The sequence below is a fragment of the Azoarcus sp. L1K30 genome, assembly GCF_018122735.1.
Lineage (GTDB): Bacteria > Pseudomonadota > Gammaproteobacteria > Burkholderiales > Rhodocyclaceae > Parazoarcus.
Genome location: NZ_JAGRRD010000001.1, coordinates 3793347 through 3808258 on the forward strand (window position 1 = coordinate 3793347; position 14912 = coordinate 3808258).

Here is a 14912-nt window from a genome sequence, read left to right on the forward strand (position 1 = left end):
TCGCAGGTATCCAAATGTCAAGTTCCGAGAAATGGCCAGGTCGTCTGGCGCTGATGGTCGCGCACTGCGCGGGCATGGTGGATCTCGTTGCACTGCCCGTCTGGGTGGGCGCGTTGATGGGGCATTACCGGTTCGATCCCCAGCATGCGGGCGGACTCGCGACACTCTTTCTCGCGGGTGCCGTTGCGGCGAGCCTTTTCTTTTCCGCGCGCTTCAACCGCTATCCGGTCAGGCTCATGGTCAGCGGCGCATTCGCGTTGGCGAGCCTCCTGTTCCTCACGCTCTCCACGGTGTCCGACTATGCCACCATGGCCGTGCTCCACCTGGGCGCGGGGCTTGCCGCAGGGTGCGGTCTGAGCTTTACCCACGGCACCATCGGCCGATCGGCCCGGCCTCACTTCCTGTTTGCCATGGTGGGCATCGCGCTGGGGGTGTTCGCTGTCGTCTTTTTGGGCACAACGCCCAAGCTGGTCGACCAGTTGGGTGGTGAGGCCCTGTTCGTGACTTTCGGGGGGGTGATGGCCGTGGCCGCATTGTCTTCCCTGATGGCGTTCCCCCGGCCCGAAGCCAATGCGTCGGTGGATGGCGAACGTGCACAACAGACGCCCTTGTCGTGGTCGGTGAAGTTCTGTGTGGTGGGGGTCACGCTCATGTCGCTGGTGCAGGCCATGACATTCAGCTTCGTGGAGCGGATGGGGTCGGACCGAGGCTTCAGCGTGGAGGCCATCACCGGCGTCTTCATTGCGCTGGGGCTGTTCAACCTGGTGCCGCCCGCGCTGGCCGCCGCACTGGAAAAGCGACTGGCAGCCGGATGGGTGCTGGTGCTGGGGCCCATCGTTCAGGCTTGCATTGCGCTCCTGATCACGCTGAGCGTGCAGTTCGTGCCGTTTGCCGCCGGGGCCATCCTGTTCACGGCGGTGATGATTTTTACCCACACCTTCGCGTTTGGCACGCTGGCCCGTCTTGACCCGACCGGGCGGGCGACGGCGGCGACCCCGGCCATGCTCATGGTGGGGTCTGCCATCGGGCCGCTGCTGGGCGGCACGCTGGTCAAGTTCTTTGGCTACACCAGCCTGGGAATCGCCGCGGCGCTGCTTGGCTTGATCGCCGTGGGACTGTTTCGGCAGGTTCGGGCTCAGCCCGTGCCGGCATGAGGTGTTCAGTGCTTGCCCCAATGCATGGACGCATATCGACTCTTGGATTTTCAGACGAAGGATTTCCCATGAAACTCGTGTACCCCCGCCTTCGCGCGTATGCCATCACGACTGGTATCAGCATCGTGGCGATGTCGCTTGCCGCTTGTGCCGTTCCTGCCGGCTCGCCCCATTCAGCCAAAGCGGACGGCGCTGCCGTCAAGCGCCAGCCCAACGTGTTGCTCATCGTGGCCGACGATCTCGGCTACTCCGACCTGGGCGCTTTTGGCAGTGAGATTCCCACCCCGAATCTGGACCAGTTGGCTCGCGAGGGGCAGTTGCTTACCCATCACTACGTGAACCCGACCTGCTCGCCCACCCGTGCATCGCTGATGTCGGGCACGGACAACCACCTCGCCGGCCTGGGCACCATGGCTGAAAACCTGCGGAGATCGCCCGGTCTGCGCGGACGCCCCGGTTACGAGGGCTACCTGAATGAACAGGTGAGCTGGCTGCCTGAGTTGCTGCGCGACGCCGGCTACTCCACAGCCATGGTGGGTAAATGGCACTTGGGCCGTGACAAGGCGACCTGGCCAATCGCCCGTGGTTTCGAGCAGTCGTTCGCCGCCTTGGCAGGGGGTGGTTCCCATTTTGGAAGTGTGCCCGGCAAGCCGATCTTTGCCGACCGGTCACCCTGGGTGCAGGATGATCAGACCGTGACGCTGCCGCAGGACTTCTATTCGAGCACATCATTGACGGACCGGTTGCTCGACTATTTGAAAGGCAACGAAGGCAGTAGCAAGCCCTTCTTCGCCTACGCCGCATACACCGCACCGCACTGGCCCCTGCATGCACCCGACGAGGACATCGCACGCTTCAAGGGACGCTACGACGCCGGTTACGAGGTAATCCGTCAGGCCAGGCTGGAACGGCAGAAAGCCTTGGGCCTGATCCCGCGCGACTTCAAGGCGGCAGAGCTGCTGCCGGCCTCGGCGGATTATCCCTCATGGCAGATGCTCAGCGCTGAAGAAAAAGCGCGCGAAGCCCGCAAGATGGAGGTGTATGCCGCGATGGTGCACAACCTCGACCGTAACATCGGCCGCCTGGTCCAGTACCTCAAGGCCAGCGGTCAATTCGACAACACCCTGATCGTGTTCATGTCGGACAACGGAGCCGAGCCGAGCGACAGCTTCTTTCCCAACAACGCCAACACCGACAACCGCACCGAGAACATTGGCCGCCCGCTGTCGAACGTCGGCTATGGGGCGCGCTGGGCCGAGGTGAGTGCCACCCCCTTCCGGTACTTCAAGGGATGGACTGGCGAAGGCGGCATCGCTTCGCCCGCGTTCGTCCGCCTGCCCGGTGCCGCAGTGCCTGCGCGTCGGCTGGACGTTCCCACTCACGTGACCGATATTGCCCCCACCGTGCTGGCGCTGGCGGGCATCCGCGTGCCGCAGGGCGATTACCGCGGCCGCCAGGTGGTGCCCATGACTGGCGAGAGCCTGCTGTCCGTGTTGACCGCCCCGCAGGCCAACAGCGCCGCCGGACGGGAGATTGCCGGGGAGCTTTTTGGCGGCCGCTGGCTGATTGATGGACGCTGGAAACTGGTGTCGGTGATGCAGCCGTTTGGCGACAACCAGTGGCAGCTGTTCGACATTGCGAGCGACCGGGGAGAAACCCGTAACGTGGCCGCTGAGCAACCTGATGTGGTGGCGCGGTTGACCGCCCAGTGGCAGCGCTACGCAGATCGCAATGGCGTCGTTTTTGAACCCAATGCCGACATGCCAGACCTGCGATGGGGCAAGCGGCCGATTCCAGAGTCGCAGATGAAATAAGCAGCACGGTATTGGGTGGCGCGGTGGATTCTACGGAACAGGAACCCCCGCGCCACCGCAGTTCTGCGTATGTGGGCCCGAGCGTTCAATACCTGGCCCCTTGACCGTAACAAGGGCTTGGACACGTCCAGGTGGTGACGGTTAATCAGCCGTTTGGTCAGGCGGGCATCACCTACCTGCGCCTCGCCAAATTCGTCCATTGCCGCTTCGACAGCCGCGACCCGATGGGGCTGGGCCTACGCGGGCGGCAACCTCATCCGCTACACAGAGCATGAGGCATTGCTATGAGGGAAAATTACGGGTCGGCCTCTGCTGTTCATGCTCGCTCATTCCCAGCTGACCTGTGTCGAGAACAGGTAGCCCGCGCCGTACACGGTCTTGATCAATTTCGGATTGTGCGGGTCGTCGTCGAGTTTGCGCCGCAGGCGCGAGATACGGACATCGATGCTGCGATCGAAAGGGTCGACGTCGCGTTCGCCCAGGAGTTGCTCTCGCGACAGGATCTTGTTCGGGCGCTGCAGCAGCATGGTCAGCAGGCCTGCCTCGGCCGCAGACAGACTGACCTCGCGTCCGTCGGCTGCGGTGAGCGTGTGTCGGCCACTGTCGAACTGCCAGTGGCCGAAACGCGCCAGCGTGCGCTCTACCGGGTCGGCCGGCGCGGCGCGCTGATAGCGCCGCAGGATGGAGCGCACACGGGCAACGAGCTCACGGGGCTCAAACGGCTTGACGATATAGTCATCGGCGCCCAGTTCGAGGCCGAGTACGCGGTCGGTGACATCGTTGCGCCCGGTCAGGATCAAGACCGCACATGGGCTGATTTCCTGCAGTTCGCGGACGACCTGCATGCCGTCCATGTCGGGCAGGCCCAGATCCACGATGCACAGGTCGGGGGCGGACTGGCGTGCGCGCACCAGCAGTTGCCCGCCGGTGGAGAGGTGCTCGCAGCGAAAGCCGTACTCGGTCAGACTGGCGCAGATCAGTCGCGCAATCTGTGCTTCGTCCTCCAGCACGAAAATGCGCGGGGTGCCAGTCTCGGGGCGTGGGCTGGACATTTCAGCGGGTCTCCTCGGGCGGATCGAGCTCGTCCAGGGCGGCGGCCAGCGCCGCCTGGTCGAAGGGTTTGCGTAATACGGGAATGTCGGCCGTCAGACCTTCGTCTTCCGCAGCGGTGCTGGCGTAGCCGGTAATGAGCAGAATCGGCAGCTGTGGCCGCAGTTTGCGGGCGTGCGCAGCGAGCTCACGGCCACCGATCCCTCCGGGCATGATGGTGTCACTGACCAGCAGCGAAATGTCGGAGACGTTCTCGAGCAAGGGCATTGCCTCCACCCCGCTTTCGGCCTCTATCACTGCATGTCCGAGCGCCGTCAATTGCAGGCGGATGACCTTGCGCACTTCCGGTTCGTCCTCGACCAGCAGTACCGGCCCCTGGATCGAACGTGGCGACGGTGCAGGACGCTCCGGTGCGCCAGGGCCGGTGTCCGGCGCTTGCACGCGCGGCAGCACGAAGCGCACATTCGTGCCCTTGCCCGGTGTGCTGACGACGCGAATGTTGCCGCCGGACTGGCGGACAAATCCATAGACCATCGACAGCCCGAGTCCGCTGCCGCTGCCGAAAGGCTTGGTGGTGAAGAAGGGCTCGAAGACGCGTTGCAGCAGTTCTGGCGCGATGCCGCTGCCGCTGTCGGTCACGTCGATCTGCACGTATTGCCCTGGTGGCACCTCGACCAGTCGCGACACGTAGGTATCGAGTTCGCGCTCCGACACCGCGATCGTCAGTTCTCCACCGTCAGGCATGGCATCGCGTGCGTTCAGGGCAAGATTGAGCAGCGCGTTCTCGAGCTGATGGGGGTCGGCGAGGGCATACAGCGGCTCGCCCGGGAGACGCAACCTGACCTTGATCGCCTCGGTGAGCGAGCGCACCAGCAGGTGCGTCATGTTGTGCACCAGTGCGCCGACTTCGACGCTCGTCGGCTCGAGGGGCTGCTTGCGCGAATAGGTCAGCAGTCGCCGGATCAGCTCGGCGCCACGCCGGGCAGCCTGCATTGCCGGGTCGACATGGGCGACCGACTGTGCCGGGCCGAGTTGCGTCTGCAGTGCCGACAGGTTGCCGATGATGATGGTGAGCAGGTTGTTGAAGTCATGGGCAAGCCCCCCGGTCAGTTGGCCCACCGCCTCCATCTTCTGCGCCTGGATCAGCGCAGCCTGATTTGCCTTCTGTTCGGTGATGTCGATCGACAACACGTAGTAGCCCTGGAATCCCCCCTCTACCGATACATCCGGGACGACGACACTGCGCGCATGAACGGTGCGTCCCTCCGCATTCTTGCGCGCGTATTCGTAGCTCACCCGCTCCCCATTGGCGGCTTCATCCAGATGCGGACGAATCGCCGTGTAGGCGTCCGTGCCGAAGACCTCTTCGATGCTGCGGCCGACAATGCTCTCCTTGGTGAAGCCAAACCACTCGGCGTAGCTGCGATTGGCAAATCGATAGCGCTGACCGGCGTCGACATGGGCGATCAGGGCCGGGATGGAGTCGAGGATCAGGCGCAGTCGCTCCTCGCTCAGGCGCAGTGCGCCGGCGATCTGGTCGACCTCCCGATTGGCGTCCTTGAGCCGGGCATTGGCCTGCTCCAGCTCCATGGTGCGTTCTCGCACCCGTGCTTCGAGCTGGGCGTTCTGTTGCTGGATGACCTCCTCATAGCGACGCTGCTCGGTGATGTCGGTCCACAGCGACACGAAGCCCAGGTTGGGGATCGGCACCCCGCGGATGGCCAGTACCTTGCCGTTGGGGCGCGCGCGCTCGATATAGTGCGGCTGGAAGGCGCGTGCCGAGGCCACGCGTTCGAGCACCAGGGTGTCGATGTCTCCTGGTCCGTATTCCCCTCGTTCGGCATTGAAGCGCACGAAGTCCTCGAAGGGCGTGCCTACCCGCACCATCGATTCGGGAAAGTCGAGCAGGCGCAGCATGGCCTTGTTCCAGGTCACCAGCTTTGGGGTGGCGTCGAACACGGCGATAGCCTGATCGAGCAGGTCGAGCCCGGCGAGCAGCAGGTCGTAACGCCTGCGTTGCTCGGGCGTCAGTGAGTTGTTGCCGGCTTGCACCATGCGATGGCTGTCTCCCCGTGCATACTGTCTCTTGTTATACGTGGATGGTGCCACGCCTGCGCTCAGGCTTGAAGCCGGATGAGCGCCAATTTCGCCGCCTAGTGTGCCTCAAGTTGACGTAAACGTTAATTGGAAATGGGGACGCCGTCGCGCGCAAGCCGGTTTCGATAGCGCTCCGGAGACACGCCCGACCATGATACGAAGGCGCGGTAGAACGCCGACGGGTCCGAATAGCCAAGATCGGCCGCAAGCTGTGCAATCGGCTGCCGCGTCTTGGTCAGCCGGGCGAATGCGATATCGCGTCGGGTCGCGTCCTTGATCCCGCGAAAGCTCGATCCCTCTTCCTCGAGGCGCCGCGCAAGGGTGCGGGGTGAGAGGTGCAGGTGCGAGGCGACGGTCTCGAGCGACAAGTTGTCGGGCAACGCGTCGCGTACCAGATCGCGTACCCGGAATACCATCTCGCGGTCGCGCCGGTAGAGCATGCTGATCTTGCCCGGTGCGCCTTGAAGGAAACTCGCCAGCGCCGCCTCGTCCCGGCGAATGGGCAGGTCGAGCAGATTGGCCTGAAAGCGCGCGCTCAGCACGTCGGCATCGAAACTCGAGTGTTCGGTGTAGACGAGGGCGTAGTCGTCGGCGTGTTGCGGCCTGGCATAGGGGAAACTCACCGCGTCGAGTGCCAGGCCGCGTCCGACAAACCAGCACGCCACGCCATGCAGCAGGCGCAACAGCCATTCAAGCGCGAACACCCTGGCCGGGTCATTGCGCTCGGCGGCGATGGGTGTCAGTTCGACAATGTCGAGTCGCGCGCGCTGCCCTTCGCGCTGAATGTCGATTCGAAGCGTCGGCAGCACGATGCGCATGAAGCGGCCGGCGCGGTTGAGCGCGACACCCAGCGTCGCCGCGCCGAGCATGCCGCGACATAGAAACTCGAAGGTGCCGGGCGCCATTCTGTGGGGAAACAGGCCGAAGCCCTCGTCTTCGAGTTCGGCAACGACCAGGTTGTACAGCATGGCGTAGCGCTCGACCGGTATCCGGCTGGCGGCATCTGCAAGGTCGATCCCTACCGCGTCGAGAAGAGGGCGTGCTTCGCACCCGCGCCGGTGCAGCCCTGCGAGCATGCCGGTGACGAAGCCCATGGCCACGGATGCCCTGGCTCGCCGCTGGCGATGGGGTTGTTTGGTGCGCAATGGCGAAGCGTCGGTCATGGCCGGTTTGCCGCGGTTACCCACAGGGTGATGGTTGGCGGATTTTGCACGATTGACGTCGCCTGCGGCAATGGCAATGTGCCCGCCGGCCTTCTACTATGCCAGGAACAGACTCGACAACCCCGGGGGAGACAGACATGACCGATATGAGCGTGGCGCACAAGTTGCAGTCGTACAAGCCAAAGAACAAGGTACGTTTTGTGACCGCTGCCGCACTGTTTGACGGCCATGATGCATCGATCAACATCATGCGGCGCATCCTGCAGTCGACCGGCGCCGAAGTGATCCACCTCGGCCACAACCGTTCGGTTGGCGAGATCGTCAATGCTGCGCTGCAGGAGGATGTGCAGGGCATTGCCATCACCAGCTACCAGGGTGGCCATGTCGAATTCTTCAAGTACATGATCGATCTGCTCAAGGCCCATGGCGGAGAGAACATCAAGGTTTTCGGCGGCGGAGGTGGTGTGATCGTGCCGTCCGAGATCAGGGAGTTGCACGACTACGGCGTGACCCATGTGTTCTCGCCCGAAGACGGCGCCAAGCTCGGTCTGCAGGGGATGATCAACAGCGTGGTCGAGCGTTCGGACTTCGACCTGACCGGTGCCGCGCCGAAGAAGGCCGACGAGGTGCTCAAGGCGCTGGCCAAGGGCGACCGCCGTGCGCTGGCAAAGATCATCACCGCGCTCGAGAACGGTGGATACGGCGATGACGTCCGCAAGGCACTCATCGACGCTGCGGCCAGGACCACGGTGCCGACGCTGGGCATCACCGGCACCGGCGGCGCGGGCAAGTCCTCGCTGACGGACGAACTGGTGCGCCGCTTCCGTCTCGACCAGGACGACAGGCTCAAGCTTGCCATCGTCTCCATCGATCCGTCGCGCAAGCGCACTGGTGGCGCGTTGCTGGGTGATCGCATCCGCATGAATGCAATCGAGCACGAGAACATCTTCATGCGCTCGCTCGCCACCCGCGACACCGGATCCGAAGTATCCGCCGCGCTGCCTGAGGTGATCGCCGCATGCAAGCTCTCGGGGTTCGACCTCGTTATCGTTGAGACCTCTGGGATCGGTCAGGGCAATGCCGCGATCGTGCCCTTCGTCGACAAATCGCTGTACGTGATGACGCCCGAGTTCGGCGCCGCCAGTCAGCTCGAAAAGATCGACATGCTCGACTTCGCCGATTTCGTTGCCATCAACAAGTTCGACCGCAAGGGCTCTGAGGATGCGCTGCGCGACGTGCGCAAGCAGTACCAGCGCAACCGCGAGCTGTTCGCCACCCCGACCGAAGAGATGCCGGTTTTCGGTACCATGGCAGCGCGCTTCAACGACGATGGCGTCACCGCGCTGTATCAGGCGATGCTGCCGTCGCTGCTCAAGGTCGGCCTCAAGGCCAAGCCCGGCAAGTTGCCGGTGGTCACCACACGGGCGTCCAGTCAGGGGCGTGCCATCGTGCCGGCCGAACGCATTCGCTACCTGGCCGAGATTGCCGACACCGTGCGCGGCTACCACAAGCACATCGAACAGCAGGCGCGTGTCGCCCGTGAGCGTCAGTCGCTGAAGATCGCCAAGGCCTTGTTTGCCGAATGCGGCAAGCCGGGCGAGCATTTTGACGAGCTGATCAACTGGAAGGACGGCGAACTCACGCCAGCGGCGAAGAAGCTGCTCGAGCAATGGCCGACGACCAAGGCGCTGTATGCCGCCGACGAGTACGTGGTGAAGATCCGCGACAAGGAGATCCGCACCCAGCTCACCTCGCAATCGCTGTCGGGCAGCAAGATCCGCAAGGTCGCGCTGCCGGACTTCGACGACGAAGGCGAAACGCTGAAGTTCCTGATGAAGGAAAACGTTCCCGGCTCCTTCCCCTTTACCGCCGGTGTGTTTGCGTTCAAGCGCGAGGGCGAGGATCCGACCCGGATGTTCGCGGGCGAAGGCGACGCCTTCCGCACCAATCGCCGCTTCAAGCGCGTCTCCGAAGGGATGCCGGCGCACCGACTGTCGACCGCCTTCGACTCGGTCACCCTGTACGGCTGCGACCCCGACCTGCGTCCCGACATCTACGGCAAGATCGGCAACTCCGGCGTGTCCATCGCCACCCTCGACGACATGAAGGTGTTGTACGACGGCTTCGACCTGTGCGCCCCGACCACCTCGGTGTCGATGACGATCAATGGTCCGGCACCGATCATCCTGGCCTTCTTCTTCAACACCGCGCTCGATCAGCAGATTGCAAAGTTCAAGGCCGACAATGGCCGCGAGCCGACCGAGGACGAAGTCGCCAAGATCCGCGCGTGGACGCTGTCGTCGGTGCGCGGTACGGTACAGGCCGACATCCTGAAGGAAGACCAGGGTCAGAACACCTGCATTTTCTCCACCGAGTTCGCGCTCAAGATGATGGGCGACATCCAGGAGTACTTCGTTCATCACCAGGTGCAGAACTTCTACTCGGTGTCGATCTCCGGCTATCACATCGCCGAGGCCGGCGCGAACCCGATCAGCCAGCTTGCATTCACGCTGTCGAACGGCTTCACCTATGTCGAGAGCTATCTGGCGCGCGGCATGCAGATCGACGACTTCGCGCCCAACCTGTCCTTCTTCTTCAGCAACGGCATGGACCCGGAGTACTCGGTGATCGGCCGCGTCGCCCGCCGCATCTGGGCGGTGGCGATGAAGAACAAGTACGGCGCCAACGAGCGCAGCCAGAAGCTGAAATACCACGTGCAGACCTCGGGCCGCTCGCTGCATGCGCAGGAGATGGACTTCAACGATATCCGCACCACGCTGCAGGCGCTGATCGCGATCTACGACAACTGCAACTCGCTGCATACCAACGCCTACGACGAGGCGATCACCACCCCGACCGAGGAGTCCGTGCGGCGCGCGATGGCGATCCAGCTGATCATCAACCGCGAATGGGGCCTGGCGAAGAACGAGAACCCGAACCAGGGCGCCTTCATCATCGATGAACTCACCGACCTCGTCGAAGAGGCGGTGTTGAAGGAGTTCGAGGCGATCGCGTCGCGTGGTGGCGTGCTCGGCGCGATGGAGACCGGCTACCAGCGCGGCAAGATCCAGGAGGAATCGCTGTACTACGAGCACAAGAAGCACGACGGCTCCTACCCGATCATCGGCGTGAACACTTTCCTCAATCCAAAGGGGCAGGCGCAGCAGGAGATTGAGCTGGCGCGTTCGACCGAAGAGGAAAAGCAGAGCCAGCTCAAGCGCCTGCACGATTTCCACGCCCGTAACAAGGCCGAGGCGCCGAAGTGGCAGGCCAAGCTGCAGCAGACCGTGATCGAGAACGGCAACGTGTTTGCCGTGCTGGTCGATGCCGTGCGTTACTGCTCGCTGGGGCAGATCACCGAAGCCTTGTACAAGGTCGGCGGCCAGTACCGCCGCAGCATGTAAGCTCTCGCCACGGACCGCCGGTTGGCGGCCGATGGATGGGTGTTTCCAAGCTTGACGTGGTCTTGATGATTGAGCAGAAGGGGCAAGCGTGCAGCTTGCCCCTTCTGCTTTGCTGGCAGCCCCGCACTGCCAGATTCGTCAGCCAAGAGCGAGGTTGCCAGCCTGTGGGAAGGAATGCGCCGCGAGCGCCTGTCCGTCAGGTGCGGCGGCGCGGGCGCATCAAAGCCAGCGTTGCGAGGCTGAGGCCGAGCAGGGTCAGCGGGGGCGGTTCAGGTACGGTCGAAAGTGACGCGCTGCCGCCGTCCTGCACCGCAAAGGCGAGTTGAGAGTTGAAGAACGGGGTTCCGTCGCAGCCGGGGCCCTTGTAGTCCGCAAGTCCGCAGATGACCTCGGAAATCATCATCTGATCGGGATTCACCATCTGGTTGAAGACGGAGAGGGTCATTTCCGTGTTGGCTGCCGTGCTCATGTCGCGACCGTCGGCGTCGAAGAAGTAGCCGTCGAGCATGCTGCCCGCACGTGCACGGGCGATGACTTTGACCAAACCACCAGCACCCGGTCCGCCGCCAAAGATGTCGAAAGTGGCGATCAGTGTGCCGTTGTTCGCCCCGTAGTTCGCCGTTGCGGTGCCGAAATCGAAAGCGGCGTCGGAATAGACGTTGATGATGCCCGCATCGAATGTCAGTGCGCCTGGGTCGAGAAAACTGCCCGTGCCCGATGTTGTATAGGTGATGGTCAGGTCACGGCTTCCGAAGGCCCCTGTGCCGGCCTCGTTGAGCGCGCGATAGGCGCCGCTTTCGCTGAAGCGGAATAGATATGGCGCGTTGGCGTCGGGTGAGGTCTGTACGAAACCGACGCCGGTGACGTTGAGGCTGGCGATCGACGTCGCGCCTGCAAGGCCGCTGCCGTCCGTATTGATCTGAAAGACAGGCGCGGCCAGTGCCGCCTGGGCGAGCATGCCCAACGCAAGTGCGACCGCGCGCCGATATAGGCTCGAGGGGTTGGAGAGGGAAATCATTCGTGAATCCTGCATGAAATTCGATTGAGGGGAAGTGGCAGGGCGCGCGACCGCCGGGCATGTACTGCCTTGTCATAAATGCCAAAGGCATGTTTCAGATTGTAATGCCAAATGAGAATTTTGCAAGGCGGCCGTGTGCCCGGAGAGGGGCGTCCGCGCCCGATCCTGTCTCTGTGTTCGATCGTGATTGGCGATTGGCGCGCCGCGAGGCTTGGGGACGGGCAGGCAGGAGCCGGGCAAATGCTTGCCGCTGCAACAATTCAGTACATTGCGCAAACAGTTGCGCAAACATGCCCTGCGACACTAAGCCCTGACAAAAGACCAAGGCGCCAGAGTGCGCCACATCCGATTGGCTGTACGCAGTAAATGTCGGGTGGGGAGACAGGCAGGATCAACCGAAGGAGGATGGGCATGTCCGATACTCACGGGCAGACGGGGCTCGACACGTTTCCGCGACTGCTGATGCATCATGCGCAGACGCGTCCGAATCGACCGGCAATGCGGGAGAAGGAGTACGGCATCTGGCAGACCTACACCTGGGCCCAGGTTGCCGAGAACGTGCGGGCGATCGCCTGTGGCCTGGCCGAACTCGGCTTCAGGCGCGGTGATCGCCTTGCCATCATTGGCGACAATCGCCCGCGGCTGTACTGGTCGGTTGCCGCCTGCCAGTGCCTGGGGGGCATCCCGGTCATGCTGTACCAGGATGCGGTGGCCCAGGAAATGACCTACGTGCTGCAGGATGCTGAGATCCGCTTCGCAGTGGTCGAGGACCAGGAGCAGGTGGACAAGATGCTGGAGATCCAGGGCGAAGTGCCTCTGCTCGAGCATGTGATCTACGACGATGCGCGCGGCATGCGCCATTACACCCAGACGCTGTTGATGGGTCTGGATGAGTTGCAGGAGATGGGCCGCATCCATGATCGTAACCAGGGCGATTTCCTCGATGCAGAGATCGCGAAGGGGGCGCCCGATGACATCTCGGTGATGCTCTATACGTCGGGTACGACGGGGAAGCCCAAGGGCGTGTGTCAGACTCACGGCGCCTTCATCGCCGCTGCGCGCGGAGGTGTCCAGTTCGACAAGTTGACCGACCGCGAGGACATCCTCTCCTACCTGCCGATGGCATGGGTGGGCGATCACCTGTTTTCCTTTGCCCAGGCGATGCTGGCCGGTTTCACCATCAATTGCCCGGAATCGGGTGAAACGGTGATGACCGATCTGCGCGAAATCGGTCCCACGTACTACTTCGCACCGCCGCGAGTCTTCGAGAACTTGCTTACCCAGGTCATGATCCGGATGGAGGATGCGGGCGCATTCAAGCGCGGGATCTTCCACTATTTCATGGATGTGTCACGTCGCTGCGGTGCGGACCTTCTCGATGGCAAGCCGGTGTCTGCGAGCGATCGTTTCAAGTACTGGCTCGGCAACCTGCTGGTCTATGGTCCGCTGAAGAACGTGCTCGGCATGAGCCGGATTCGCGTCGCGTACACCGCGGGGGCGGCCATCGGTCCCGACCTGTTCCGTTTCTATCGCTCGATCGGGGTGAACCTGAAGCAGCTGTATGGTCAGACCGAAACCTGCGCCTATGTCTGCCTGCAGCCGGACCGTGAAATCAAGCTCGATTCGGTGGGCAAGCCCGCGCCTTTCGTCGAGGTCAAGCTGGCCGACAATGGCGAGATCCTGGTCAAGGGGCCGATGCTGCTCAAGACCTATTACAAGCGGCCGGACGCCACCGCCGAGTCGATCAATGCCGATGGCTACTTCATGACCGGCGATGCAGGCTTTTTCGACGATGACGGCCACCTGAAGATCATCGATCGCGCCAAGGATGTCGGCAAGCTCAATGACGGCTCGATGTTCGCGCCCAATTACATCGAGAACAAACTCAAGTTCTTCCAGCATATCAAGGAGGCGGTGAGTTTCGGCAATGGTCGCGATTTCGTCACCGCCTTCATCAACATTGATCTCGAGGCCGTAGGAAACTGGGCCGAGCGCAAGGGCATGGCCTACTCGGGCTATACCGATCTGGCCTCGCAGGATGCCGTCTATGCATTGATCAAGGAGGGTATCGAGACGGTCAATGCCGACCTTGCAGCGGATCCGAAGATGAGCGGTTCGCAGATCAAGCGCTTCCTCATCCTGCACAAGGAGCTAGACGCTGATGATGGCGAGCTGACGCGCACGCGCAAGGTGCGGCGTAACTTCATTGCCGAGCGCTATCAGGTCTTGATCGACGGCCTCTATGCCGGCGCGAAGTCGCAGTACATCGAGACCGAGGTCAAGTATGAAGACGGCCGGATCGGCAAGGTGAGCGCCAACCTGCGCATCGAGGAGGCGCAGACCTTCGCGCCGCAGGCCGCCAGACAGGCTGCGTGAGGAGACGGGGATGATGATGAACGACATGGCGCAGGGCGCCGAAACCAGCAGCGGTAGGCGTATCGGCGAGGTCATTCTGGATCTGCAGAATATCTCCCTGAGCTTCGGCGGGGTCAATGCCCTGACCGATATCAGCTTCAATGTACGCGAACACGAGATCCGCTCGATCATCGGTCCCAACGGTGCCGGGAAGAGCTCGATGCTCAACGTGATGAACGGCGTCTATCACCCGCAGAAGGGCAAGATCCTGTTCCGCGGTGAGCCCAGGCAAAAGATGGATCCCCATACGGCTGCCGCACAGGGCATTGCCCGCACCTTCCAGAACATTGCGCTGTTCAAGGGCATGAGCGTGCTCGACAACATCATGACCGGGCGCAACATGAAGATGAAGTGCAACCTGCTGCAGCATGCGATTTTCTGGGGCAAGGCGCAGAAGGAGGAAATCGAACACCGCGTGAAGGTCGAGGAAGTCATCGATTTTCTCGAGATCCAGAGCATCCGCAAGACGCCGGTCGGGCGTCTGCCCTATGGTCTGCAGAAGCGGGTCGAACTCGGCCGCGCACTCGCCGCGGAGCCGAGTCTGCTCCTGCTCGACGAGCCGATGGCGGGGATGAACGTGGAGGAAAAGCAGGACATGTGCCGTTTCATCCTCGACGTCAATGACCAGTTCGGCACCACCATCGTGCTGATCGAGCACGACATGGGCGTGGTGATGGACATTTCGGATCGCGTCGTGGTGCTCGATTACGGCAAGAAGATCGGCGACGGCACACCGGACGAAGTCAAGAACAACGAGGACGTGATCGCGGCCTATCTCGGCACCTCGCACTGAGCCC

Annotated in this window: 9 protein-coding genes; 5 read left to right on the plus strand and 4 right to left on the minus strand. The window is 62.7% G+C overall.

Annotated elements, in window-relative coordinates; genetic code table 11:
- Nucleotides 1-14 precede the first annotated feature (14 nt).
- Nucleotides 15-1154: an MFS transporter gene (locus J5J83_RS17405; protein ID WP_212351213.1), complete on the plus strand. Its 1140-nt coding sequence runs from the start codon at nt 15-17 to the stop codon at nt 1152-1154.
- 131 nt (nt 1155-1285) lie between these two features.
- Nucleotides 1286-2968, plus strand: coding sequence for an arylsulfatase (locus J5J83_RS17410; RefSeq protein ID WP_249116054.1), 1683 nt, complete (start codon nt 1286-1288; stop codon nt 2966-2968).
- 326 nt (nt 2969-3294) lie between these two features.
- Here J5J83_RS17410 and J5J83_RS17415 read toward each other — a convergent pair whose 3' ends face one another.
- From J5J83_RS17415 to J5J83_RS17425, 3 genes are all read right to left on the minus strand, one after another.
- Nucleotides 3295-4020, minus strand: coding sequence for a response regulator transcription factor (locus J5J83_RS17415; protein WP_212351215.1), 726 nt, complete (start codon nt 4018-4020; stop codon nt 3295-3297).
- 1 nt (nt 4021) lies between these two features.
- A complete protein-coding gene (locus J5J83_RS17420) occupies nt 4022-6073 on the minus strand; it encodes a PAS-domain containing protein (protein ID WP_212351216.1) in 2052 nt (683 codons plus the stop codon).
- 125 nt (nt 6074-6198) lie between these two features.
- Complete coding sequence (locus J5J83_RS17425; protein ID WP_212351217.1) at nt 6199-7278, minus strand: AraC family transcriptional regulator; 1080 nt, start codon at nt 7276-7278, stop codon at nt 6199-6201.
- 137 nt (nt 7279-7415) lie between these two features.
- Between J5J83_RS17425 and icmF the strand changes: the two genes are divergently transcribed.
- Complete coding sequence (gene icmF, locus J5J83_RS17430; protein ID WP_212351218.1) at nt 7416-10682, plus strand: fused isobutyryl-CoA mutase/GTPase IcmF; 3267 nt, start codon at nt 7416-7418, stop codon at nt 10680-10682.
- A gap of 196 nt (nt 10683-10878) precedes the next feature.
- Here icmF and pepA read toward each other — a convergent pair whose 3' ends face one another.
- A complete protein-coding gene (gene pepA, locus J5J83_RS17435) occupies nt 10879-11700 on the minus strand; it encodes a flocculation-associated PEP-CTERM protein PepA (protein ID WP_212351219.1) in 822 nt (273 codons plus the stop codon).
- A gap of 411 nt (nt 11701-12111) precedes the next feature.
- Here pepA and J5J83_RS17440 point away from each other — a divergent pair, with 411 nt between their 5' ends.
- Together J5J83_RS17440 and J5J83_RS17445 are read left to right on the plus strand one after the other, a co-directional pair.
- Nucleotides 12112-14076 (plus strand): AMP-binding protein, encoded by a 1965-nt coding sequence (locus J5J83_RS17440; protein WP_212351220.1) that lies wholly within the window; start codon nt 12112-12114, stop codon nt 14074-14076.
- A gap of 10 nt (nt 14077-14086) precedes the next feature.
- A complete protein-coding gene (locus J5J83_RS17445) occupies nt 14087-14908 on the plus strand; it encodes an ABC transporter ATP-binding protein (RefSeq protein ID WP_212351221.1) in 822 nt (273 codons plus the stop codon).
- Nucleotides 14909-14912: the final 4 nt, after the last annotated feature.

Coding starts and splice junctions, on each gene's coding strand:
- J5J83_RS17405 (WP_212351213.1), top strand. CDS start 15: ATGTCAAGTTCCGAGAAATGGCCAGGTCGTCTGGCGCTGATGGTCGCG.
- J5J83_RS17410 (WP_249116054.1), top strand. CDS start 1,286: ATGTCGCTTGCCGCTTGTGCCGTTCCTGCCGGCTCGCCCCATTCAGCC.
- J5J83_RS17415 (WP_212351215.1), bottom strand. CDS start 4,020: ATGTCCAGCCCACGCCCCGAGACTGGCACCCCGCGCATTTTCGTGCTG.
- J5J83_RS17420 (WP_212351216.1), bottom strand. CDS start 6,073: ATGGTGCAAGCCGGCAACAACTCACTGACGCCCGAGCAACGCAGGCGT.
- J5J83_RS17425 (WP_212351217.1), bottom strand. CDS start 7,278: ATGACCGACGCTTCGCCATTGCGCACCAAACAACCCCATCGCCAGCGG.
- icmF (WP_212351218.1), top strand. CDS start 7,416: ATGACCGATATGAGCGTGGCGCACAAGTTGCAGTCGTACAAGCCAAAG.
- pepA (WP_212351219.1), bottom strand. CDS start 11,700: ATGATTTCCCTCTCCAACCCCTCGAGCCTATATCGGCGCGCGGTCGCA.
- J5J83_RS17440 (WP_212351220.1), top strand. CDS start 12,112: ATGTCCGATACTCACGGGCAGACGGGGCTCGACACGTTTCCGCGACTG.
- J5J83_RS17445 (WP_212351221.1), top strand. CDS start 14,087: ATGATGATGAACGACATGGCGCAGGGCGCCGAAACCAGCAGCGGTAGG.